Raw genomic sequence first — 22,091 nt, 5'->3', positions numbered from 1 at the left:
CGACCCGGATTATGCCGCATGGCGTCGAAATGGCGCGGTTGGCAGCATGATCGCGCGAGGCCTGTTCGGCATAATCTTCGACGCTCCAACAATCTGGAGCATCAAGATCATGACGGACATTTTGAACGAGGCGGAGATTAAGCGGGCGGCGCTGCTGACCGACTTTGAGGATTATCTCATCAAGCAGCGTGGCCTGAGCCCGCGGACGATCTATCACACGCTGAGGTTCGCCCATCGGTTCCTCGACCATCGCTTCGGCGAGGGCGCACTTTATCTGGCGAGGCTTCGACCTGCCGACGTCATCGGCTTCATCGAGCATGTCCTGACAACTGGCCGACGCGACAAGACGGTCGCGACGCATGTTCGCACCTTCCTGCAATATCTGTTCGGGCGCGCCCTGACGGCGACCAATCTGTCGCTGAGCCTTCCTAAGACGGCGAAACGATGGGATGCGCGCCTCCCTCGGCACCTCGCGCCAGAGGGCGTTGAAGCGGTGCTCGCTTCGGCGCGCGACAATCCCCGATACGGCGCACGCGACTATGCGATGCTGCTGATCATGGCGCGGCTCGGCTTGCGCGCGGTCGAGGTCATCGCAATCCAGCTCGACGATATCGACTGGCGTGCCGGCGAGCTGGTGGTGCGCGGCAAGGGCCAGCTCCATGACCGCCTGCCCATCTCGCCAGAGGTGGGTGACGCGCTGAGTTCCTATCTCCGCACTGAGCGTGGCCCTACGGCGAGCCGAACCCTGTTCGTGGCGCAGCGCGCGCCATATCGCCCGTTTGCGAACGGGCAGATCGTCAACTCCATCCTCAAGGAGGCGCTCAAGGCGACCGGGCAAAAGCCGGTGACGCCCTATGTGGGATCGCACCTGCTGCGTCATAGCCTTGCGACCCAGCTGGTGAACGCGGGTGCGTCGCTCGACGAAGTGGGCGACGTGCTGCGCCACCGCTCGCGCTCTTCGACGATGATATATGCCCGGCTCGATATCGACGGCCTGCGGTCTGTCGCGATGCCCTGGCCCGTGAAGGGAGGCGTGCAATGAGCCTCTCGACTCAGCTCGACCGCTATCTGAGCGTTCGTCGCAAGCTTGGCTACGACCTGCGAACCGCCGAGCGCATCCTCCGCCGCTTTACCCGCTACGCCGACGCTGAAGGTGCGACCTATGTCGACACGGCACTGTTCCTGCGTTGGCACGCATCGCTGGCGGAAGCGACTAGCTCGACGCGCGCCGCGAGGCTCTGCGTTGTACGCCTGTTCGCACAGTGGTTGAGCGGCTTCGATCCTGCCAACGAGGTGCCCCCGCAAGGCCTGCTGCCAGACTCGTCGAAGCGACCGCGTCCGCACATTTACAGCGATGCCGAGGTCGGTGCGATCATCGCAGCCGCCAGCGAGCTGCCATCCATTTATGGCCTTCGTGGGCTGACCTGCTCGACACTGTTCGGGCTGGTGGCGGTCACCGGCCTGAGGATTAGCGAGGCGCTGGCGCTCGCCCGGGACGATATCGATGTTGGTCACGGCGTGCTGCGCGTCAAACGCGGGAAACTCGGTCGCGAGCGGCTGCTGCCGCTTGATCATACCGTCGTCGCGAAGCTGGTCACCTACCTCGGGGAGCGCGATCGGTTGATCGGTCACCCGGCCAGCCCAATGTTCGTTACCGAAAAGGCGACGAGGCTCACTGACTGCTCGGCTCGCTATAACTTCGCGCAGGCATGCCAGAGGATCGGCTTGCGATCCCACCAGCAGTATCAGCGACATGGCCGAGGGCCGCGCATCCACGATCTGCGCCACACCTTCGCGGTACGCACGATGATCAACTGGTATCGGACCGGCAAAGACCCGGCGCGCGAGATGATCCGGCTGACGACCTATCTGGGTCATACCAACCCCTCCAACACATACTGGTATCTGGAAGCGGTGCCGGAGCTGCTCGATCTAGCGATGGCCCGTGCCACCGCGATCGGCGGGGAGATGGCATCATGAGCGCCACCGCCTTGCCGGCGCTGATCCAGCGCTTCTTTACCGACCGGCTTTGCACCCAGCTGGAAGCGAGCCGTCACACGGTCGCTGGATATCGCGACACGTTCCGGCTGCTGCTTCGATATGCGAGTGCTCAGCTTAGCAAGCCGCCGGTCAAGCTGTTGGTCGATGACATCGACGCCGATCTGATCGCCAACTTCCTCGTCCATACAGAAACGGCGCGGGGGAACAGCGCGCGAAGCCGAAATACTCGGCTCGCCGCGATCCGGTCGTTCTTCCGCTTCGTCGCGATGACCGATCCGACCTGGCTGCTGCACTGCCAGCGCGTGCTGGCGATGCCCAACAAGCGCTACGTGAAGCGCACGGTGACGTTCCTCGATGCCGAGGAGATGGCGGCGTTGCTGGCAGCACCGGATCGCTCGACTTGGGCGGGACGGCGCGATCATGCGCTGTTGCTGCTCGCGGTTCAGACCGGCCTTCGCGCATCCGAGCTGGTCGGCCTGAGATGCGGCGATGTCGCACTGGGGACAGGCGCGCACATCCGCTGCATGGGCAAAGGCCGCAAAGAGCGCGCCACGCCGCTCCGCCGCGAGACGGCCAAGCTGCTGGCTGTATGGATCGGCAGCGATAAGGATGAAGGCAGGCCGCTGTTCCCGTCGATCCGGGGAGAACAGCTCAGCCGCGATGCGCTGGAGCATCTCGTCCGTAAACACTGCCTGACGGCGGCGCGGACATGCCCCACCATCGGCGCGAAGCGGGTTACGCCACATACGCTACGTCACAGCAACGCGATGGACCTGCTCCACCACGGTGTTGATCCAGCGGTGATCGCCCTCTGGCTCGGTCATGAGAACGTCGAGACCACCCAAATCTACATCCACGCCGACATGCGGATGAAAGAGAAAGCGCTCGCGCGCGTCGCCGCTCCGCCAACCCCGTCGGGTCGGTTCCGACCAGACGATCAGCTCCTCGCGTTCTTGGAAGGGCTCTGATTATGCCGAATCGCCGCGCGGCCGAAGGCCAGAAAACTAACCTCGACCAGAGGCCGCGCGGCATAATCCGGGTCGCGGCATTATGCACTTTATGCCGATATCGGCATAACGGGCACTGGACTGGCCACCCCAACCGCCTTGACCGGGATTTGGCGCACCCGTTCGGTTCGGAAGGCTATGCCCGCGAAGAATTGCGGGCCTTATCTGGACAGTCTGCGCCGTCCGCAACATTGCAGTAAGGTCGGCGATGGACGCCCACGGTAGGCAGTAATCAGGCTGGCCGTAGCGCTGACCCAAGAGCTGGCGGAGGCCAGCCTGATTACTGCCGGGCCATAGAGCGCATCGGTGTGAGGTCAGCTTCCGGGTGGGGGGTCCGGGGGGAGGGTTTCGGGCCGGTGTCGATCATTACTGTTTGCGAGCGCCGCGAGGCCAAGGGTCTCGATGCGCATGTGCCGCTGATCCTGCGCGGTGACGCGCTCTATGATCCCGATCTGGATCGCTTCTTTCTCGACCTGCCGCTGTCGGGGGTCCGCTCGCGGCACTCGCTTCGCGCCTACGCCTATGATGTTGCGGTCTGGCTCCGCTTTCTCGATGCCTGCGGCAAGACCGTGTGGGCTGCGACCCGCGACGATGTCGATGCCTATCATCGTGAGCGACGCCGCGACGAGGCCGATCACCGGATCACGGCGGCAAGCTGGAACCGGGCTGTCGCCAGCCTCGATCGCCTCTACCGCTGGGGCGAGCAGCAAGGGCTGATCGCCGACGCGCCGTTTAGCCGCCGCGCCGTGTGGCGACCGGCGCAAGGTGGCCGTCGTGGCATGATCGCGGCGCGCAACGACGCCTATGAACGTGTTGCCAGGCGGTCGGATGTGCGGTTCGTCACGATGGACGACTACCACATTTTCCGCGAGGTCGGCCTGCGCGGCCTCACCCCGGACGGCACCGAGCGCCCCGGCGCTCGCGATCGCAACGGGCTGCGCAACGCTCTGTTCGCCGACCTTCTCGTCACCACTGGCCTGCGTCTTGAAGAGGCGTCGGGCCTGCTCGCCGATGAGCTTGCGGCCATCGATCACGACCACGATCAGGCTCAGCAGCTTTGGCTGCGCCTGCCGCCGCCGCTCACCAAGGGCGACCGGGGACGCAGTGTGCTGGTCCCGCGTCGGCTGCTGCGTCAGATCGCCGCCTATGTCGCCGTCGAACGCGCCGCAGGCGTGACCAAGTTCGCCGCGCGGGACGGCGCGGCCAAGCTCGAACGACCGATCCCTGTCACCCGCGCCGGTCTCGACCGCATGCGCGATGTCTGCACCCCAGAGGAACGATGCCGCCTGATCCTGTGCGACGAGGATGGACCACCCCACGAGCCGGCGGCGCTATGGCTGACCGAGGTAGGGCAGCCTGTTCGCCCCAACTCGTGGGAGGTGATCTTCACCCGTGCCTGCAAGCGGTGCGAGGAGAACGGTTTCCCGCTGTCGATCAGTCCCCACCAGCTTCGTCACACCTTCGCAGTCCATATGCTCGCCTTGCTGATCCAGCAGCGGCGGCGCGAAGCGGCATTGCCGGCGGGGCCGGTGGAGAGCTACCGGCTGATCCTGGGCGACCCGCTGCAACAGGTGCAACGTCTGCTCGGCCACGCGAGCCTCACCACCACCTATATCTACCTCGATCATATCGCGACGCGCGCCGATACAGTGGACGCGGCCGTCGAGGAGCTGCTCGCGCTGCTGCCGGGACCGCAGGGCGCATGAGCGGGCATCCCCGCAAGGGCCGGCCTGTCGCTTTCGCGCCGATCACGCCGGAGTCCGTGCAGCCCGATCCTGTGCTCGGCCTCAAGTTCACGATCGAGGCACGGCATGGCGGAACGGTCCTGATCGATATGACTGGGCTCGTTCCTCGCCCACTCGCCATCGCCTTCGCGGGCGCGCTACGTCGGTCAGCGGCGCTCGGCGGCCCCATCGGTGCGGCCAGCGTCATCAAGCAGTATGTAAATGCCTACCGCCTGTTCTTCGCCTGGCTTGGCGATGACGCGCTGAACGTGGCTGGCGTCAGCGACCTGCGCGCAGTCCATATCGATGGGTTCGCCTCCGCGCTCGAACAGCGCGGGATGGGCGCGATCCACCGGCACATAACGGTCGGCAAGATCATCAACACATTGCGCGCGATCGAGGCAGACCGGCCCGATCGGATCGCGTCCGACCTGCATGAGCGGCTGCGCTACACGCTGGCCACATCGGCGGGCCGCTCGACCCCGCGCGATGCTTATAGCCCCTTCGTCGCCCGCGCGTTGCGCGACGCCGCGAGGACCGATGTCGAAGCGATGTTCCGCCGTCTCGGCGCCGACGACCGGACCGATGAGGGCGACCCGGTCATCGCCAGCGCGCGCGCCGATGTCGAAGCGATCATCGCGCGGCAGGGCTTTATCGTCGCAGACCAGCCCGCGCTGAAGAGCCTCTATTTCATGCGCATGCGGCGCGCATTGCCGATCAGCACGCTCATCGACGACCTGCATGGCCGCCATCACCTGCTTGCGCGCGATCTGCCGGCGCTGCTCGTGTTGCTCACGCTCGATACCGGCCTCGAGCCCGAGTGCCTGAAGACGCTGACCGTGGATTGTCTCACCAACCCCCATGCCGGCACGGTGGAACTGCGCTATCTCAAGCGCCGCGCTCGCGGCGCCGAGCATAAGAGCATGCACGTCCGCGACGGCGGTGGTGGCACGCCTGGCGGTCTTATTCGTCGCCTGATCGAGGTCACGGCGACTGCCCGCACGCATCTAAACGACGATCGTATTTGGGTTTATCACAACGCTGGCGGCCTGCGGGCAGGTATCCGCCACCCGACGGAACGGATCGATGCCTGGGTGGCGCAGAACGATATTGTCGATGACGACGGCAAGCCGCTCCACCTGCTGCTCTCCCGGCTCCGCAAGACCCACAAGGCGTTATGGTACACCAAGACCGAGGGGCATATAGCCCGCTTCGCGGTCGGCCACTCGCGCGAGGTAGCGGCGCGCCACTATGCTGATCTGCCGTCGCTCCGGCCCCTGCACGAGACGGCCGTCGCCGACGCCTTCCGCGCAGCGGTCGCCGCCGCGATGCCGACCGTGCTTCCGCCCACCGCCGAGCAGGCGTTGCGCAAAGCGCCCGATCAGGCCGAGCCGCTGATGCCGCTGGCTACCGTGGGTCCGTTGCTCGACGGCGAACAGGATGTCTGGCTCGCCGCCTGCGCGGGCTTCCATAACAGTCCCTTCGCCGAGGCCGGTTCGCCCTGTGCGCAGCCCTTCTGGGGCTGCCTTGATTGCCCTAACGCCGTCATCACCGCGCGCAAGCTCCCCGCGATCCTGGCTTTCCTCGTCTTCGTCGAAGAACAGCGGCTGAGCCTGCCCGCGACCGACTGGGCGGCCAAGTTCGGCCGCGTCCATGCCCGCATCACCGCCCAGGTCGTGCCGGCCTTCTCCGATGCCGTCATCGCCGATGCGCGCCGGCAGATGGAGAGCGAGCGGCTTTATCTGCCGCCGGAGGCACGCGCATGACCATACCCGCCCATGCCCAAGAGCCTGCCTTCGACGATCGCCCCGTGCTGGCGAGCGCGCCGCTCAAGGAGGGCCACGCCCGCGAGGAGCTGTCTCGCGTCGGCGACCCGAGCTGGGATCTCGGTCTCGCCGTATTCCGCGAGAACGCCCGGCGCTGCCACGTCACCGTGCATTTCGACGTGCTCGAACATGCCGATGTGCAGGCGGCGATGCGCGCCTATCTCTACGCCCGTCTCAACGTCGATCTTCCCGGCTACCGCCCGAAGCTGCCGCCGGCGAGCATTCGCCAGGCATTCAACCGTGCCCGCCGGTTCTTCGCTTTCGCCCGTGAGCGGCTCGGACGGCTCGACGTTTCCCGTATCGATCAGGCGTTGGTCGATGCCTATGCCCGGCACCTTCGTGCCGATCCGGCCCGGCGACCCGTCATCGTCGGCCACCTCCTCGAAGTGATCTCCGATCTCTATCACTATCGTGACCACCTCGCTGGCGGAGGCCTTGCATTCGAGCCCTGGGCCGGACAGGCGCCCGCCCGCGTCGCGGGCTACCGGCATGTCCGGGAGAACCGCACGCCGCGGTTCCCGGAAGAGGTCATCGCCGCGCTGCTCGCATGGTCGTTGCGCTACGTCACCGTCTTCGCTGACGACATTCTCGCAGCCCGTCGCGAGCTTGATCGGCTCGAAGCGCGCCGGGATCGTCTCGTCGCCGCCGACTCCGGCCTCCCGGACGCTGATCGCCGGCAACGTCGCCGCACCCGCCTGAAGGCCTATTTCGGTCGCCGACGCCGCGAGGGGCGCGGCGCACCGATCTGGGGCACCGCTCATAACGGCAAGCTGCGCGTCGACCCCAACACCGGCGCCGTGACCCCACCGATCAACGCCCATCTCCTGCATCTCCATGCCGGGATCGACGTGCAGGCCGAGCCAGGCGCGCATCTCCTGCTGACCGGCGGTGAAGCGAGGTTGATCGACGCAGTGGCGGCCGAACTGGGGGTAGAGGTCGGCGGCATGGACACGCCGATCTCGATCGATCCCGAGAGCGGTCGGCCATGGCGCGAGCACTTCGACGCGAAGACTCTCGCACACGAGGAACGGATGCTCCAGGCCGCCGCCTATATCGTGTGCGCCTACCTGACCGGCATGCGCGACTGCGAGGTGCAGGCGATGCGGCGCGGGTGTCTCTCTATCGCGCGCAGTGAGGACGGCCTGATCGAGCGGCATCGCATCCGATCGACCATCTACAAGCGCCGGGCGGCCGTGGGCGAGGCGGCGAGCTGGGTGACGATAGAGCCGGTCGCCGATGCGATCACGGTGCTCGAACGCCTGTCGGCAGGACCGGCGCGCGCCAGCGGCAGCGATACGCTCTGGCCGGTGCTGCGCGCGAGCGCCGTCTCCAAGACGCATCTGTCGAGCGAGGTGGTCCGTCAGCTCAACACCTTCCGCGATCACCTCAACACCGCCTTCGGCAGCCCCGATATGCCGGTCATCCCGCCCGGTCCCGATGGCAAGCCGTGGCGCATCACGACGCGGCAGTTCCGGCGCACGATCGCGTGGCACATCGCCAACCGTCCGTTCGGCACCATCGCCGGCATGATCCAGTACAAGCACGCCTCGGTCGCCGCGTTCGAAGGCTATGCCGGGACCAGCGCATCGGGGTTTCGCGCTGAGGTCGAGGCGCAGTGCCGGCTCGGTCAGACTGATGACCTGCTGGACTATTTCGACCGGCGTCAGGGCGGCGCATCGCTTGGCGGGCCGGCGGGACCGCGTATCGGGCGGACGCTCGACGATGCCGCCGTTCAGCTCGGGCCATTGCCCGCCATGATCGCCGATCGCGCCCGCCTGCGCGTCATGCTCGCCAGCGTCGCGCGCACCTTCCATGTCGGCCCGCTCGCGGATTGCTTCTTCGATCCCGCGACCGCGCTCTGCCTCAAGCGCGTGACGACCCCCGATCCCGCGCAGCCACTCACCGCCCTGTGCGAGCCGACCCGCTGTCCCAACGCCTGCATCACCGCCCGCCACAGGCCGGCCTGGGAACGCGCGGCGGCCGATGTCAGGGCGCATCTACGCGAACGGCGCATCTCCGATCTCCAGCGTCAAGCTCTCCAGCGCGAGCTCGATCGCCTGACCGCGGTGATTGCCGGGATCGATCCTCCCGCGCCGTAGACCACCCCGGCTGTTGGCGGAGTCCTGCGCCGGTCGGCGCGCCCGCGCAACGGCTTCGCCGTCCTTCGCTTCGCTGCGGCCCTGACGGGTGCGCGAGCCCCCCTGTGCCCGGCGCGAACGGGCCTCCGCCGCCGGGGATGGTCCCCGCCGCGAGAACGGAGAACAGATCATGTCAGCCTCACCACGTGTCGACGTCTACGCGCGCATCACGCAAGCGATCGTCAACGCCATCGAAGCCGGCACCGGCACCTGGCGCATGCCGTGGCATCATTCCGGCGCCGACGTCACCCGCCCGACCAACGTCGCCAGCGGCAAGCCCTATCGCGGCATAAATACGGTCTCGCTCTGGGCGGCCGCCTATGGCAGCGGCTATGCGAGCGGGGTCTGGGGCACCTATCGCCAGTGGCAGGCGCTCGGCGCGCAGGTCCGCAAGGGCGAGCACGCCAGCCTCGGCGTCCTCTGGAAGGAGTTTCGCGCGAAGGGTGACGAAGCCAGCGACGATGATGGCGACCACCGACGGCTTTTCGCCAAGGCGTTCAGCCTGTTCAACGCCGATCAGATCGATGGCTATGCGCCCGAACCGGGGCCGGTCCTGCCCGAGAGCGAACGCCTCGCCGCCGCCGAAGCCTTCATCGCCGCGCTCGGCATCGATACCGTCTACGGCTCGGCCAGCGCCTATTATCACATCGCCGAAGACCGCATCCACATGCCGGATTTCAGCGCCTTCCACGACGCCCACGGCTTCTACGCCACCCATATTCACGAGGCAGCTCATGCCAGTGGCGCAGCCCATCGGCTCGACCGGGATTTCAGCACCAAGTGGACCAAGCACGCGCTCGCCATGGAGGAAGCGACCGCCGAGCTGACCGCATCGTTCCTGCTCGCCGATCTCGGGATCGCGCACGAACCGCGACCCGATCACGCGGCCTACATCGCCTCCTGGCTGCAACTGCTCAAGGACGAGCCCCGGGCGATCTTCACCGCGGCGAGCAAGGCGCAGGCGGCGGCCGACTGGATGCACACCCGGCAGCCATGATCCAGCAGCAACCAACGCTGAGCGGCCGATCCCTCGCGGGCTCGGCCGCTTCGTCGCGCATGGCGATGCGCGGGCTTCGCCCGCTCACCAACGGACGCCGCTGGCGCGGCGGCGCTGATTTTTCGGGCCTCCCTCGATGCGGGTCTGGTCGGCGCTCCCTGCTAGGCCCGCCACGGCGCGCCGCAAGCCCGGCTTCGCCGAGCCGGGTGCGGCCCGCCGCTTGCGCGGGCCTCTCCGGTCGTTCTCGCCGCCCGCCCCCGCATCGGGGGAGCCATGGGGTTCTGGGCAGTGCTGGAGGCACCGATGGTTTTTATTTCCAACCGCCATTTTTGGCTGGACTGTCAGGATATGTCGCCGAGATTGCGAGCCTCATAACCGGGCAGGAATTGCAGATCGGCCACGACCCGGAGCAGCACGCGGCCTATGTCGGATCATGGATCAAAGTCCTTGAGGAAGACCCGCTTGAGATTGTCCGTGCCGCATCGGACGCCGAGAAGATTCACACCTATGTTCTGGCGCTGGAACAAAAACAGGTTCAGCAGGTCGAGCAGGCACACGACCATACGCAATATTTCGTCAGCAACGAAAATACGCTTTGCTATCAGCAGCCGGGCATGGCGATGTTGGGCGTTCTTGCCAGCAATATAGACGGGCGCAACCCGATTAACGGGCCATTCTATGCCAGTCCGCTAGATCAAATCCGGCCTGCCACGCGCGAGGATTTTGACAGGTTCCGCGTTACTCTACCGCCAGACTTCCAGCAGGCGCAGGAGTATCGCCAGAATGATCTTGATGAGGGCGATCGGCTTGCGGTCGCGGACATGGCCAAGACTGTTCAAGCCTATGAGGAGTGGCAGAACGGCCCCCATTTCGAGGGGAACGAGGAAGCGGACCTAGTAATATCCGACGACCTCAATATGGAGCTGGACGAGCGTATAAAGGCCGCCTTCGCCAGACCGGGGCTTGCGGCGGCGCTCAATGCCTCCGGGTTTACGGTCGAGCGGCTGACAGACCATAGCGGCGACAGATGGGCCGCCGCAGCCGGGGCCGTTGCCGCCATAGGCGATCCTATACCGGAGCCGCAGCAGCACTATTCCGACCGCACTTTGCGCGCGCTGATCGACAAGCACGGTTGGGAGCCGGTTGATAGTGGCGGGCCGATGCACACCGTTCGACGGCAATTTGAGGGCGTCGGGCCGATCGGCACGATGATAACCCCGAACGGCGAGCGAAACCTTATGGCGGGCTATTCCGCAGATAGCGAACGCCGCCGCTATATCGCCTTGTCGCTTGGGCCGAACCAGATCACCGATTTTGACGGCCGCGACCAGAACCCGGAGGACGTTGCCCGCCTTGTCAATTTGAAGGCCGAGCAATATGCCGATGAGCGCCGCGAGCGGCAGGGCTTGGCCCCTCTCTATGCGGTCAATTCGCCGCCCTTGGGCATCGCCGCGACCGACCAGCGGGACGCCGCGCCAGAGCCTTCCACCCGCACATATCTTGCGGTCCCCTATCGGGAAAAGGACGAGGCGAAAGCCTTGGGCGCGAAATGGGATAAGGCCGAAAAGTCGTGGTATGTTCCGGCAGGCGCTAATGTCGAGCCGTTCCAGAAATGGCTTTCAAGCGCCGTAGAGGCACCCGCAGGAGATCTAGGCCAATCGCTCCCCGGCGAGCGCGCGCAGCGCCCCACGGCCCCGGAGCAGCCGCAGGAAGGGCAAACGATGCAGGAAACCCCGCGACAGGCACGCGAATATCTGGCGGTGCCTTATGGCGAACGAACCCTTGCCAAAGCCAACGGCGCGAAATGGGATGCCGCTCGCAAGAGCTGGTATGCGCCGGAGGGCGCGGACCCGGAGAAGCTGGCGCGCTGGAAAATAGACAATCAGCCGCGCCAGAAGGAGGCGAAAAGCCCGGAGGTCGAATTTGCCGACGCGATGAAATCTCTTGGCCTTGAGGTTCCCGCAGGGCACCCGATGATGGACGGCAAGACCCACCGCGTTCCGGCACAGGGCGATGGAAAGGGCGAGGTGGCGGGTTTCTATGTCGCCTTCACCGATGGCCACCCAGCGGGCTACATCAAGAACAACCGTTCGGGGCTGGATATGCGATGGAAAAGCACCGGCTACACGTTGAGCGAGGAGGAAAAGGCCCGGTTGAACGCCGAGGCCGCCACCAAGCGAGAGGAGCGCGAGCGGGAGCGGGCGGCGACATATGATGCGACGGCCGAGCGCGTGCAGCAGCGCGCCGCGCAATGCCGTCAGATCGAGCAGGCAACGCCCTACATGGAGAGGAAGGGTATTGCGCCGACGATCGGCGCGCTCGCCAGCGCCAGCGATACTACAATCCACCTTCCGGCGATCGACACCAGCGGCAAGCACTGGACGACGCAATATATTCAGGAAGACGGCACGAAGCGTTTTGCGAAGGAGAGCCACAAGGAAAGCTGTTTCCATGTGGTCAACGGGGGCGTGACGCCGCAGGCCGCACTAGCCGCGCTCGACAAGGCCCCGCGCATTATGATTGGCGAAGGCTACGCGACGATGGCGACCGTCTCTAGCGTGGTGGACCATGCGACCGTCGCGGCGTTCGATTCCGGCAACCTCCCCGCCGTCGCAGCCGCGTTGCGCGAGCGTTACCCCGACAAGCCGATTTTCATCATGGGCGAGGACGATCAGCGCGTCTTGGAGAAATTCGGCTACAATCCCGGCAAGGAGAAGGCGACCCAAGCGGCGCAGGCCGTGAACGGCGTTCCGGTCTTCCCGACCTTCGCCCCCGGCGAGCAGCAGGCCGACCCGGCACGCTTCACCGACTTCAACGACTTGCAGCAGAACAGCCGCTTGGGCCGTGAAGGCGCGGTGCGCCAGATCAGGGCGGCGATCGAGAACCCGCGTCAGCAGGAGCGGGAGGCTCCCCGGATCAAGCTGGACGACGAACGCGAAAGGAAGCGTTCCGGGCCGGTTATCGGAGACGATCAACCGGCCCAGCGCCGCAGCGTTCGACGCTAGATCAAGCGGAAACCAACTTCCTAGAATAGTCGAGGGAACGGAGCGCGGTTTTGAGATGGAAGGCGGTTATGTCGTCGTCCATCTCCACCGCGATAACGAGGCTTTCCCGTGCGAGGTCTATAGCGTGGAGGAGGCGGCGATATTGTTCATCGCTCAAGTCCGTGTCTCGCATTGTTCTCGCAGTTCGCGGGGCCTTCGCTTCATCCACGGTCAGGGTGACAGGCTCCCGATCGTCATGGCCTTCGGCCTCTAGCTCGCTAATGTAATGCAGCGAATGGAGCGCGTGTTTCAGTTGGAAGGCTGATAGATCGTCGCCCAGCTCCGCCGCGATAGCGAGGCTTTCGCGCGTGAGGGCTATAGCATGTTGGAGGCGGTGATATTGTTCGTCGTTCAAGTCCATCATCACCCGACTCCGAAGCAGGTTCCAGAATGGCAATATACCTACGTTTGGACGATATGGCGCACCCGTTGAGCAAATTATTCGGGAAGCGGTTGAGGGCGCGGAGGCAGGCCCTCAAAATGTCGCAAGCGATGCTGCATGAGCAAACCGGCGTCACGGCTTCCTACATTTCGTTTATCGAGAACGGGAAGGCCAATCCGACCTTGGATGTTATGGCGCAGCTCGCGGACGCGATCGGGTGCCCTGTCTCGGAAATGTTGGCCGCTGAAGCATAGTCGCCGCTGTCTATGTGCTGCAGCATAGCCGCCCGCGTCTATGTCGCCGGTGGCATAGACGTTCCCGTCTATGATGCGGGCCGGTGAAGATCGCGTCCCGGGACGTGGTGTAGCTTATCTGGGCCACCGCCAATTTCGGCATCAGCTTGAGCCGATCATGCACCGGGCACAGCCGAGAGCATGACGATGGGATTGTCGCTCACCGGGGCCATCGTTTCAAGCGACATGTAGCGCCCGCGCTGGACGGCCCATTCGTCGGACTGTTCCATGAGAATGGCACCAATCAGGCGGGTGATCGCAGCCTCGTTGGGGAAGATGCCCACGACCTCGGTGCGGCGCTTGATCTCGCCATTGAGGCGCTCGATGGGATTCGTACTGTGCAACTTGGCGCGGTGTTCCTTTGGGAAGGTCATGTAGGCCAGCACGTCGGGTTCGGCATCGTCCATCAAAGTCGCCAGTTTCGGGAGCTTTGGGCGCATCTGGTCGGCGACGGAACGCCATTGCTGGCTGGCTGCCTCAGGCGTGTCCTGGGCAAAGGCGGTGCCGATGAATGCCGAGACGACGCGCCGGCCACTCTTGCCAGCATGGGCGAGCGCATTGCGCATGAAGTGGACGCGGCAGCGCTGCCATGTTGCGCACAGCAGCTTGGACACCGCTGCCTTGATGCCTTCATGAGCATCGGAGATCACCAGTTTCACCCCACGCAGGCCCCGGCGCGTCAGCTTGCGCAGGAAGGCGGTCCAGAAGGGTTCGGCCTCGGATGGCCCGATGTCCATGCCCAGCACTTCGCGGCGACCGTCGCTGTTGACGCCCACCGCGATGATCACCGCGACCGAGACGATCCGACCGTTCTGGCGGACTTTGACATAGGTGGCATCGATCCAAAGGTACGGCCAGTCGCCCTCGATCGGGCGTTCGAGGAAGGCGTTGACCTTCTCGTCGAGCTCTTCGCACAGGCGACTGACCTGGCTCTTCGAAATGCCGTCCATGCCAAGCGCTTTGACCAGGTCATCGACCGAACGGGTCGAGATGCCATGCACATAGGCCTCCTGGATGACCGCCGTCAGCGCCCGCTCGGCCATCCGGCGCGGCTCCAGAAAACCGGGAAAATAGCTGCCCTTGCGCAACTTGGGGATGCGCAGTTCCACCGTTCCCGCGCGGGTTTGCCAGTCGCGGTCGCGATAGCCGTTGCGCTGGACAAGCCGATCGGTGGACTTCTCGCCGTGGCCCGCACCCGTCAAGCCGCCGACCTCCATCTCCATCAACCGCCCGGCGGCAAACGAGATCATCTCGCGCAAAATATCCGCGTCCGGGGCCTTCTCGACCAGCGCGCGCAGGTGCATCATAGAATCGGTCATCGTGGTTCTCCAGGTTCGAGCTTCGCAACCCAAACCTATCCGAAAACCACGGTGACCACCCGCGCTGCTGGCCGGACGCTACAGTGCAATATCCAAAGCGCGCGTCCGGCCAGCAGCGCTACCACCAGATCCTACACCACGTCCCGGGACGCGATCCCGGTGAAGCCTCCTTGCTGGCTTAGGAGGTTGCAGCATCGAGCCGGAGCCGTAATCATCCGGTGCCATGAAGGAATGGCCCGATCCGAACGACGATACCGGCAGCGACTTGCTTATCCACATCGAGTTTTGGGGATTGCTGGCGCTTACCGGGCTTGCCTTCCTCGCGGGCGTTGGGCCGCCGATCGTCCGCTTTGTCCGTTCAGTCATCGGATAGGCGCGCACGCCTATGATGCTGTCCCGTGGCGGGGAACAATGTAGGCCCATATGCCGCCTTGGCTCGCCCACTCTGGATGCGAATAATTATAGGCCATCATGGCGAGCGTGAACAGCAGCAGCAGAAGCGCCGACAAATCGCCGCGCGAAAAGGGCCTGTTGTTATCGCCGTTCATCGCCTCTTTTGACACAGGAGCGGTAATCGGACCCTTGCCCGCCTTGGTTAAATGTTGGTGGACGAGCTGGGGGCGCAAAAAGATGGACCCGACAGCTAATGCAGCCGGGTCCAGTGAAAGAACCTAAATGATCGAGAAAGGTTCTTCGGGTCGCAGGGCTGATCTAGGATGCTTTGGTTAATCATTTCACAACGGCAACGAGTGCGGTGCTGGCCTGCTATGAGTCCACTTCCAGCAGCGCGGCGAGGATCGCAATTCGCTCGCCCGCAGGCAGCTCGCTAAACATGCGTTTCCAACGTGCCGCCTTGCGCTTGATCCTCTGGCGATCGGTGAAATCCACCCCGGCATGGGTGGCCCAATGCGCCGCATCGGGCGCATAGTTCATCCATAGACATTCGGTGCGCGGCCCGCCTCGCGTCATGGCCTGATAGGACAGGACGCGCCAGCGCGGCGCGGGCAGCAGCTCGCTATACAGGGACGAGGGATAGCCTGAAATCATCACCGAGGCGGGCAGCGCATCGAGGACGGCCAGCAGTTCCCTATGGTCCGCGTCCGTATAGTCATAGCGGTAGCGCGTGCCCGGATGGGAGCGCGTGGCGAGGACATAGGGCGGATCAGCATAGATCAGCACGCGCCCAGCGGCCGAAAAGTCGAAATCGCGCAGGAAGGCGAGGCAATCGACGTTGTAGGTTTCAACGGCCGCGCCATCGAACGCGCTCGATTCCTCCGCCGCGATCGAGCCGAAGCACTCAAAGGTAGCCGGATCAATTTCGAGGCCGATCGAGCGGGCAGCGGGAGGCTTGCGCCGGAGGACGATGCCGGAGCCTAGATGCGTCTCAATGTAGGTATCGTGCGGCGGCATATTGGCAATCACAGCCTGATATGCGCCCGAAACCTGTTTCGAGCCGAGATAGCCGGTCATGGCAACTACTGGAAAGGAAGGGGCGGGCGGGGGAAGTGTCCCCCTGCGATCGGGCCGCCTAGCGTCCCGCTCGACCCCCACAGCAAGGGGCCAGCCCCTCGCAACGCTCCCCGGCTAACACCAAACGGAAGGTTAAGGCTGGGGGCGTTCATCTGGAACGCCGGGGCGACGGCGGCTTAGGCAGGCCGTGGCCGATTTCGTCGGATTTGGTTTTGCCGTCGCCTTCGCTCTGGCCTGTCTTGAGGGCGTCGGAGAGTCCGGCGAGCGAGCTTCCCCGCGCTGCGTTCAGGAGAGACGTTCGGCCACTTTCCGGCGTAGTTTTTCGTCCGTCGCCATGTGCGAGGCTCCCACCAACATCAGGGCTTCCAACCGCGTAAAGTTGCCCGTGGGGAGACTGTCCTTTGAATTGGAGGGCGCAATCGGCGCTGACGCGGCCGAGCTGGTTGAGCCGGTCGAACTCTCTTTCAAGTCTTTCTTGGACAGGTCCATTTTCCAATTCCTTCCGCCAGATATTTACACCGTCCATGCCTTCTAGGCGATGAACATTCGCACGATCGCGCACGTCATGGACCGCAACCGAAATCTGATCGCCAAAGCGACCTAGAAGGGCCTCTAGGCCGTCAGGCGTGCCCTCCTGAATACGCACCATCACGGCCGCGCTCGCACCCCGGCCCAGCTCCTCAAAGCGTTGGAATGTGTGCGCAAGCGCCTCCTCTGGCCGAGGCAGAACCGCTATTACCCCGACCCTGCATCCGGCGCTCAATGCCTGTTCGACCTTGGCTATGCTTGCTTGCGGATCGACAAGCTGGCCCTCAAAGATCGCGCGCACGTCACGGCCGAGCCGGTTTCCTTCATGCAGCGCCGCATACTGGATTTCAGAGGTTTTCCCGGCTCCCGGCATCCCGGTTACGAACAGCACCAGGTTGCGGGCTGGATCGGAGCTATCGGCCACTACACGGCGGTATTGTTCGGCCGCCAGAACGGCCGCGGCATTGTGGACGGGCGCGTTGTATCGGCCGCGGGCCTCCCTTGAGGCGGTATATTCGGGAAGCAGCTCTTTCATGGCGTCCGCACAGACGTAGCGCCCCCCGAACGTGCCGGGTCGGGCCGCATAGTCCGTCAGGAACCGTTCGGGCGCAGCTTGCACGGCATCGACCACGCGCCGTTGCACGTCCGCGCGATCGGCGTCCGCGAACTCCAATACCCTGATAGGTTCCAATGCCATCCCGCTTCCTCTGTCAGATCCGGCATAGACGCAGGCGTCTATGAGAACCAGAACTATTTGTTGGGGCGTGGTCTAGCACGAATATAAGAAAGCCCGACACAGGGCCGGGCTTTCGCACTTTCGGACACAACGGGGGTTGTGCGCGACCCGAAAGCAGAGTTGTTGCAGAACCGTATCGGGCAGGCACGGCGCTGGCAGGGCGAAGGAGCCGCGCCAGCGCGATATGCTCAATCTATCGTCGGCAGGCTGTTAATCATGGTGTGCAACGGAACCTTACCATTAATCGTGCAGCGCGAGATTCATGGATAGCGATCCCGGAGAAGCGCGAAGGCTGCACGCGGTTGAGAACCGCGCAATGGCGCGCCGCATTGAGGCGGAGCGTTGGAAAGCTCTATGGGATGAGGCGCACCCCGCAGCGACGGAGGCCCCGGCCCCGGACCATGCAGCTCCCGACAAACCGAGCCGCTTGCGCTCGATATTAACGCTATTCCGAAGGGATAGCCTCTAGTCTCGCTTATGACGCTGTTCAGGCTGGCCTAGAATGTGATCGTTGATGGTCGCAACGGCAAGCGGGATCAGGTTGAATAGCTGGTAGGCGAAGATCGCGCCGACAAAGAACACCAGAAGCGGGTGCGCCTCAATCAGATCATAGTTGGCCCGCACGAACACTGTCCCCGCTGCGAAAGCGAGGACATAGAGGATCATCGTCAAAGCCCCGTCGAATAGGCTGCGCATCGTCATGGGCCGATCCTAGCCCCTTTATTCGACAGGGGCGAGGGGCGCGCTGGCGCAATCGTCGCCACCGCACAGGAGCCGCAGCGCGGGCTTGCCCCATGCCTGCACGCCGCATGTAGGGCAGCGATATTTGATCCGGTTCGATCGGTTCCCCGTGGCGGGCTGAAGCACGTCCGCTAGATGGCCGTCAGCAGCGCCGGCGCCGGCGCCGGCGTCGATCGCCGGCGTCGGCATGATCGCCGGGAACCGATCGAGCCACGAAATGCGGAAATTCTGCGTCAACAGGGCATCCGTGGCGAGCATGAAGGGGCCGCCCGGAATGGCATAGTCGGCCATTTTCTGCCCTGTCCTAGCGCCTCCGGGCTGGCCCGTGCTGGACGGCATGAGGCCGATAGCTTCCATTTTGTCGGCCCATTCCCGGTTGTGATAGCCGGAGCGCGACGGGTTGCCGAAATGGAACTGCCATGCGTGGACCATTTGGCTCTGTTGCAAAAATCGTGAAGCTTGAGCATGCTTGGCGGAGATTGGACGGACGGAACGATGACGGATTTCAAGTGGCGCCATTTCCAGGGTGATGTGATCCTGTGGGCGGTGCGCTGGTATTGTCGCTATCCGATCAGCTATCGCGACCTTGAGGAAATGCTGGCGGAACGCGGCATTTCGGTCGACCATACGACGATCTATCGCTGGGTCCAGTGCTACGCCCCGGAGATGGAGAAGCGGCTGCGCTGGTTCTGGCGGCGTGGCTTTGATCCGAGCTGGCGCCTGGATGAAACCTACGTCAAGGTGCGGGGCAAGTGGACCTACCTGTACCGGGCAGTCGACAAGCGGGGCGACACGATCGATTTCTACCTGTCGCCGACCCGCAGCGCCAAGGCAGCGAAGCGGTTCCTGGGCAAGGCCCTGCGAGGCCTGAAGCACTGGGAAAAGCCTGCCACGCTCAATACCGACAAAGCGCCGAGCTATGGTGCAGCGATCACCGAATTGAAGCGCGAAGGAAAGCTGGACCGGGAGACGGCCCACCGGCAGGTGAAGTATCTCAATAACGTGATCGAGGCCGATCACGGAAAGCTCAAGATACTGATCAAGCCGGTGCGCGGTTTCAAATCGATCCCCACGGCCTATGCCACGATCAAGGGATTCGAAGTCATGCGAGCCCTGCGCAAAGGACAGGCTCGCCCCTGGTGCCTGCAGCCCGGCATCAGGGGCGAGGTGCGCCTTGTGGAGAGAGCTTTTGGCATTGGGCCCTCGGCGCTGACGGAGGCCATGGGCATGCTCAACCACCATTTCGCAGCAGCCGCCTGATCGGCGCAGAGCGACAGCCTACCTCTGACTGCCGCCAATCTTTGCAACAGAGCCCCCATTTTCAACACCCCTTGGATGTCGTTCATCATCCCCAATTTGAGCCAGAGGTGAAAAGATCTATCCTGGCATCGTGGGCATCTGACGCCCATGCCGTTGAGGGCGAGCACGCGATGAGAAATCCACCCGATGTCAGGCACCCCTTCTCGGTCGATGCGCTGCGGGATCTCGATCGGACACCGCATTGAGCTATGGCCCACCCATTTCTGACATTCCTCCGCACGGAGCGCGATCGGCTGAACAGATATCTCATGGCGCTGACCGCTTCGTCATCTGCTGGGGAGGTGGAGATTGCGCGGCTGCGCAGGTTGACTTGCGCCGTCGCGCGGCTGCTGGATCAATGGGAAGCCGATCTCGTGCCACGAACAGAGGCGGCTTGAGCTCGGCTCCGAGCTGATGGGGCAAGCGGGGCGAGGCCAGAAGGCGCGCCCCGCTTGCTTAGCCGCCACCTTGAACCTCTCCGGAAAATCCGTATTATGCGGACAGGAGAAACGTCATGGCTCATTCTGTCAGTTCCGTTGAGGCATCCAAATCATTCGGCCGTATCAGCCGGCGAGCCTTGGAAAGCCCTCTTACTATTACTCATCACGGGCATGACAGCCTCGTCCTCATGTCGCATGCTGAATATATGCGGCTCAAGAGCCGCGACAGAGAAGTGCTCTCGCTGAGCGATTTCACCGAGGAGGATCGTGAAGCGATCGCAGCCGCACGTCCGGCAGCGGAGGCTGCCCATTTCGATGACGAGCTGCGGGATCATTGATGCCGCTTCCTACACCGGTTCCCGGCCTCGTAATTCGATATTCCTTTCTCTGGAGCCACGAAGCAAAAATCGGCCTTGAGGACGGCGGCAAGGATCGGCCGTGTGCCGTTCTGCTCACCACGATAACCAAGGATGGTCAGCAGATCGTCACAGTCCTGCCGGTGACCCACACGCCGCCCGCCGATGAGCGGCTTGCGGTCGAGATCCCCACACGAACTAAGGTCCGCCTCGGCCTCGATGATGCTCGTTCCTGGATCATTCTGTCTGAAGCCAATCGCTTCCAGTGGCCCGGTCCCGACATTCGCCCTGTTCCAGGCGATGAGGATGGCAGCGTGGCTTACGGTCTGCTCCCTGCCAGCCTCTATGAAATTGTTCGCCGTAAATGGCTCGAAGCTTTCGACGCTCGCCGGGTTGGTCAGGTTAATCGCACATCATGACGTGAAGGTCGTTCTAGTCACGGCATGGCGCCAGAGTGACGTGAGCCGGACACGGAGAAATAGCGCGCAATTGCGCTTCGGATTGAGGTACGACTTCAATCTCCAGGGGGATGATGATGAGTAGCTTCCGTTTCTTGCACGCTGCCGATATTCACCTGGACAGCCCTCTTTATGGCCTCTCACGTTACGAGGGCCTCCCAGACGCTGAGATCCGCGGCGCGACGCGCGCTGCATTCGACAACCTCGTGCAGCACGCCATCGACGAGGCCGTGGATTTTGTTGTCATTTCTGGCGACCTCTTTGACGGCGATTGGAAGGACATGGGGACGGGCCTCTACTTCGCCAGAGCAATGGGGCGGCTGGATCAGGCTAGAATTCCCGTCTTCCTGCTTGCGGGCAACCATGACGCGGCGTCTGTTCTCACACGTAGCGTACCTTGGCCGCCCAACGTGCGGCTCTTTAGTACAAAAAAGCCTCAAACCCATCTGCTCCCAGACATTCGCGTTGCGATCAGCGGGCAGAGCTTCGCCACTTCCGCGGTCACGGACAATCTCGTGCAGGCCTATCCCGAAGCGGCTCCACATCACTTCAATATTGGCGTGCTGCACACCGCCCTGGCGGGCCGGCAGGGCCACGCCGCATATGCGCCCTGCAGCATCGATGACCTAAGATCGAAGCAATATGATTATTGGGCGCTGGGTCATGTGCATGAGCACGAAATCGTCTGCGAAGATCCATATGTCGTCTTCCCTGGCAACACCCAAGGGCGCTCCATCAGGGAAACAGGGGCAAAAGGCGCGGTCATCGTCACTGTCGAGGACCTACAGGTCACATCCATCGACCGGGTGGAGCTCGACGTGCTGCGATGGGTGAGGATAGAGGTCGACTGCACGGATCAGGCGGCGGGGGATGTGCCCAATCTTTTGCGGGCTGCCTTGACCGCGAACTGGCAACAAAACTCTGCGGGCCTGCCGATTGTGGCCCGTATTGTCCTGGTTGGGATGACGGATGACGCAGGGGCGATGCATGACCGCGCCGCCACGTTGCGCGAGGACGCTCGCGCAATAGCCAGCGGCATCTCGCCCGACCTGTTCATTGAAAAGGTGAGGGTCGAGGTGGGGACGCCCCAGAAAACCAGCGACCTCATGGTATCAGATGGCCTTGCCAATCTGATCCACCAGGCGCCCCAGGATCCGGTGCTCACGGCCATGCTGGCCGAGGACCTAACTCCATTCCTGCTCGCTGCGCAGACGTCTCTGGGTGCCGCTGAGGATCAGGATCTGAGGCGCTCTGCAAGCGAGGGCAACTGGTCCGCAGTGCTCAACACCGCTACCCTTGCGCTCCAATCGCGCTTGGCAAGGGGGCAATAAA

General features: G+C 63.8%; 20 protein-coding genes and 2 pseudogenes. 15 read left to right on the top strand and 7 right to left on the bottom strand.

From position 1 onward, the window contains the following. The first annotated feature begins 46 nt into the window (after window positions 1-46). From BSL82_RS18820 to BSL82_RS18780, 9 genes and pseudogenes are all read left to right on the top strand, one after another. Entirely contained in the window at window positions 47-1,042 is a 996-nt protein-coding gene (locus BSL82_RS18820; protein WP_226998518.1) for a tyrosine-type recombinase/integrase, read from the top strand. After that, on the top strand, window positions 1,039-1,980 hold the full coding sequence (locus tag BSL82_RS18815) for a tyrosine-type recombinase/integrase (protein WP_072598510.1): 942 nt from the start codon (window positions 1,039-1,041) through the stop codon (window positions 1,978-1,980). The genes BSL82_RS18820 and BSL82_RS18815 overlap by 4 nt, the downstream gene beginning before the upstream one ends. Continuing rightward, the gene (locus BSL82_RS18810; RefSeq protein WP_072598509.1) at window positions 1,977-2,969 is read left to right on the top strand and encodes a tyrosine-type recombinase/integrase; all 993 of its coding nucleotides are present in this window, start codon (window positions 1,977-1,979) and stop codon (window positions 2,967-2,969) included. The genes BSL82_RS18815 and BSL82_RS18810 overlap by 4 nt, the downstream gene beginning before the upstream one ends. 110 nt (window positions 2,970-3,079) lie before the next feature. Then, window positions 3,080-3,169, top strand: a pseudogene (locus BSL82_RS21885) (zincin-like metallopeptidase domain-containing protein); the annotation flags it as partial. A gap of 195 nt (window positions 3,170-3,364) precedes the next feature. Then, window positions 3,365-4,714 carry a tyrosine-type recombinase/integrase gene (locus tag BSL82_RS18800; protein WP_062061010.1) on the top strand — a complete coding sequence of 450 codons (1,350 nt, stop codon included), beginning with the start codon at window positions 3,365-3,367 and terminating at the stop codon, window positions 4,712-4,714. Continuing rightward, window positions 4,711-6,498 carry a hypothetical protein gene (locus BSL82_RS18795; protein ID WP_072597918.1) on the top strand — a complete coding sequence of 596 codons (1,788 nt, stop codon included), beginning with the start codon at window positions 4,711-4,713 and terminating at the stop codon, window positions 6,496-6,498. Before BSL82_RS18800 ends, BSL82_RS18795 begins: the two co-directional genes overlap by 4 nt. Continuing rightward, window positions 6,495-8,657: an integrase gene (locus tag BSL82_RS18790; protein ID WP_072597917.1), complete on the top strand. Its 2,163-nt coding sequence runs from the start codon at window positions 6,495-6,497 to the stop codon at window positions 8,655-8,657. Before BSL82_RS18795 ends, BSL82_RS18790 begins: the two co-directional genes overlap by 4 nt. 169 nt (window positions 8,658-8,826) lie before the next feature. Next, a complete protein-coding gene (locus BSL82_RS18785; RefSeq protein ID WP_072595456.1) occupies window positions 8,827-9,693 on the top strand; it encodes an ArdC family protein in 867 nt (288 codons plus the stop codon). A 329-nt stretch (window positions 9,694-10,022) separates the two neighbouring features. Next, on the top strand, window positions 10,023-12,698 hold the full coding sequence (locus tag BSL82_RS18780) for a DUF5710 domain-containing protein (RefSeq protein ID WP_226998758.1): 2,676 nt from the start codon (window positions 10,023-10,025) through the stop codon (window positions 12,696-12,698). A 1-nt stretch (window position 12,699) separates the two neighbouring features. Here BSL82_RS18780 and BSL82_RS18775 read toward each other — a convergent pair whose 3' ends face one another. Next, window positions 12,700-13,098, bottom strand: coding sequence for a hypothetical protein (locus BSL82_RS18775; protein WP_158011144.1), 399 nt, complete (start codon window positions 13,096-13,098; stop codon window positions 12,700-12,702). A 29-nt stretch (window positions 13,099-13,127) separates the two neighbouring features. Here BSL82_RS18775 and BSL82_RS18770 point away from each other — a divergent pair, with 29 nt between their 5' ends. Beyond that, window positions 13,128-13,373, top strand: coding sequence for a helix-turn-helix domain-containing protein (locus tag BSL82_RS18770; RefSeq protein WP_019053933.1), 246 nt, complete (start codon window positions 13,128-13,130; stop codon window positions 13,371-13,373). A gap of 155 nt (window positions 13,374-13,528) precedes the next feature. Here BSL82_RS18770 and BSL82_RS18765 read toward each other — a convergent pair whose 3' ends face one another. Further along, window positions 13,529-14,731 carry an IS256 family transposase gene (locus tag BSL82_RS18765; RefSeq protein ID WP_026149849.1) on the bottom strand — a complete coding sequence of 401 codons (1,203 nt, stop codon included), beginning with the start codon at window positions 14,729-14,731 and terminating at the stop codon, window positions 13,529-13,531. A gap of 223 nt (window positions 14,732-14,954) precedes the next feature. Here BSL82_RS18765 and BSL82_RS20810 point away from each other — a divergent pair, with 223 nt between their 5' ends. Then, entirely contained in the window at window positions 14,955-15,104 is a 150-nt protein-coding gene (locus BSL82_RS20810) for a hypothetical protein (protein ID WP_006954178.1), read from the top strand. Between the two features lie 10 nt (window positions 15,105-15,114). Here the strand turns inward: BSL82_RS20810 and BSL82_RS21240 are convergent, their stop codons facing one another. From BSL82_RS21240 to BSL82_RS18745, 5 genes and pseudogenes are all read right to left on the bottom strand, one after another. After that, window positions 15,115-15,357 carry a hypothetical protein gene (locus tag BSL82_RS21240; protein ID WP_157410260.1) on the bottom strand — a complete coding sequence of 81 codons (243 nt, stop codon included), beginning with the start codon at window positions 15,355-15,357 and terminating at the stop codon, window positions 15,115-15,117. Window positions 15,358-15,496: 139 nt separating this feature from the next. Next, complete coding sequence (locus BSL82_RS18760) at window positions 15,497-16,201, bottom strand: DNA adenine methylase (protein ID WP_014194362.1); 705 nt, start codon at window positions 16,199-16,201, stop codon at window positions 15,497-15,499. 148 nt (window positions 16,202-16,349) lie between these two features. Then, entirely contained in the window at window positions 16,350-17,426 is a 1,077-nt protein-coding gene (locus BSL82_RS18755) for a hypothetical protein (protein WP_019053930.1), read from the bottom strand. Window positions 17,427-17,930: 504 nt separating this feature from the next. Continuing rightward, entirely contained in the window at window positions 17,931-18,167 is a 237-nt protein-coding gene (locus BSL82_RS18750; RefSeq protein ID WP_006954175.1) for a hypothetical protein, read from the bottom strand. Between the two features lie 18 nt (window positions 18,168-18,185). After that, window positions 18,186-18,641 (bottom strand): annotated as a pseudogene (locus BSL82_RS18745) (sprT domain-containing protein); the annotation flags it as partial. A gap of 60 nt (window positions 18,642-18,701) precedes the next feature. On the opposite strand from BSL82_RS18745, the gene BSL82_RS18740 reads away from it, so the two are divergent. The 4 genes from BSL82_RS18740 to BSL82_RS18715 all read left to right on the top strand — a co-directional run bounded on the left by BSL82_RS18740 (window position 18,702) and on the right by BSL82_RS18715 (window position 22,090). Further along, complete coding sequence (locus BSL82_RS18740; RefSeq protein WP_001389365.1) at window positions 18,702-19,466, top strand: IS6-like element IS6100 family transposase; 765 nt, start codon at window positions 18,702-18,704, stop codon at window positions 19,464-19,466. A gap of 553 nt (window positions 19,467-20,019) precedes the next feature. Further along, window positions 20,020-20,283, top strand: a complete 264-nt coding sequence (locus tag BSL82_RS18725; RefSeq protein ID WP_037523526.1) for a type II toxin-antitoxin system Phd/YefM family antitoxin — start codon at window positions 20,020-20,022, stop codon at window positions 20,281-20,283. After that, window positions 20,283-20,720 carry a hypothetical protein gene (locus BSL82_RS18720; protein WP_037523529.1) on the top strand — a complete coding sequence of 146 codons (438 nt, stop codon included), beginning with the start codon at window positions 20,283-20,285 and terminating at the stop codon, window positions 20,718-20,720. The genes BSL82_RS18725 and BSL82_RS18720 overlap by 1 nt, the downstream gene beginning before the upstream one ends. A gap of 116 nt (window positions 20,721-20,836) precedes the next feature. Then, complete coding sequence (locus BSL82_RS18715) at window positions 20,837-22,090, top strand: metallophosphoesterase family protein (RefSeq protein WP_172668339.1); 1,254 nt, start codon at window positions 20,837-20,839, stop codon at window positions 22,088-22,090. Window position 22,091: the final 1 nt, after the last annotated feature.

Origin of the sequence: Tardibacter chloracetimidivorans (assembly GCF_001890385.1) — a bacterium.
In the GTDB taxonomy this organism is placed as follows: domain Bacteria; phylum Pseudomonadota; class Alphaproteobacteria; order Sphingomonadales; family Sphingomonadaceae; genus Tardibacter; species Tardibacter chloracetimidivorans.
The sequence above is the reverse complement of the archived record's forward strand: the minus strand, read 5'-3'. Positions and strand labels throughout refer to the sequence as shown.

What these genes read in the sequence shown, in the direction of transcription:
- BSL82_RS18720 (WP_037523529.1), top strand. Translation starts at nt 20,283, where the DNA reads ATGCCGCTTCCTACACCGGTTCCCGGCCTCGTAATTCGATATTCCTTT.
- BSL82_RS18715 (WP_172668339.1), top strand. Translation starts at nt 20,837, where the DNA reads ATGAGTAGCTTCCGTTTCTTGCACGCTGCCGATATTCACCTGGACAGC.
- BSL82_RS18755 (WP_019053930.1), bottom strand. Translation starts at nt 17,426, where the DNA reads ATGGCATTGGAACCTATCAGGGTATTGGAGTTCGCGGACGCCGATCGC.
- BSL82_RS20810 (WP_006954178.1), top strand. Translation starts at nt 14,955, where the DNA reads ATGAAGGAATGGCCCGATCCGAACGACGATACCGGCAGCGACTTGCTT.
- BSL82_RS18775 (WP_158011144.1), bottom strand. Translation starts at nt 13,098, where the DNA reads ATGGACTTGAACGACGAACAATATCACCGCCTCCAACATGCTATAGCC.
- BSL82_RS18750 (WP_006954175.1), bottom strand. Translation starts at nt 18,167, where the DNA reads ATGACGATGCGCAGCCTATTCGACGGGGCTTTGACGATGATCCTCTAT.
- BSL82_RS18815 (WP_072598510.1), top strand. Translation starts at nt 1,039, where the DNA reads ATGAGCCTCTCGACTCAGCTCGACCGCTATCTGAGCGTTCGTCGCAAG.
- BSL82_RS18770 (WP_019053933.1), top strand. Translation starts at nt 13,128, where the DNA reads ATGGCAATATACCTACGTTTGGACGATATGGCGCACCCGTTGAGCAAA.
- BSL82_RS18795 (WP_072597918.1), top strand. Translation starts at nt 4,711, where the DNA reads ATGAGCGGGCATCCCCGCAAGGGCCGGCCTGTCGCTTTCGCGCCGATC.
- BSL82_RS18725 (WP_037523526.1), top strand. Translation starts at nt 20,020, where the DNA reads ATGGCTCATTCTGTCAGTTCCGTTGAGGCATCCAAATCATTCGGCCGT.
- BSL82_RS18790 (WP_072597917.1), top strand. Translation starts at nt 6,495, where the DNA reads ATGACCATACCCGCCCATGCCCAAGAGCCTGCCTTCGACGATCGCCCC.
- BSL82_RS18765 (WP_026149849.1), bottom strand. Translation starts at nt 14,731, where the DNA reads ATGACCGATTCTATGATGCACCTGCGCGCGCTGGTCGAGAAGGCCCCG.
- BSL82_RS18820 (WP_226998518.1), top strand. Translation starts at nt 47, where the DNA reads ATGATCGCGCGAGGCCTGTTCGGCATAATCTTCGACGCTCCAACAATC.
- BSL82_RS18760 (WP_014194362.1), bottom strand. Translation starts at nt 16,201, where the DNA reads ATGACCGGCTATCTCGGCTCGAAACAGGTTTCGGGCGCATATCAGGCT.
- BSL82_RS18740 (WP_001389365.1), top strand. Translation starts at nt 18,702, where the DNA reads ATGACGGATTTCAAGTGGCGCCATTTCCAGGGTGATGTGATCCTGTGG.
- BSL82_RS18785 (WP_072595456.1), top strand. Translation starts at nt 8,827, where the DNA reads ATGTCAGCCTCACCACGTGTCGACGTCTACGCGCGCATCACGCAAGCG.
- BSL82_RS18810 (WP_072598509.1), top strand. Translation starts at nt 1,977, where the DNA reads ATGAGCGCCACCGCCTTGCCGGCGCTGATCCAGCGCTTCTTTACCGAC.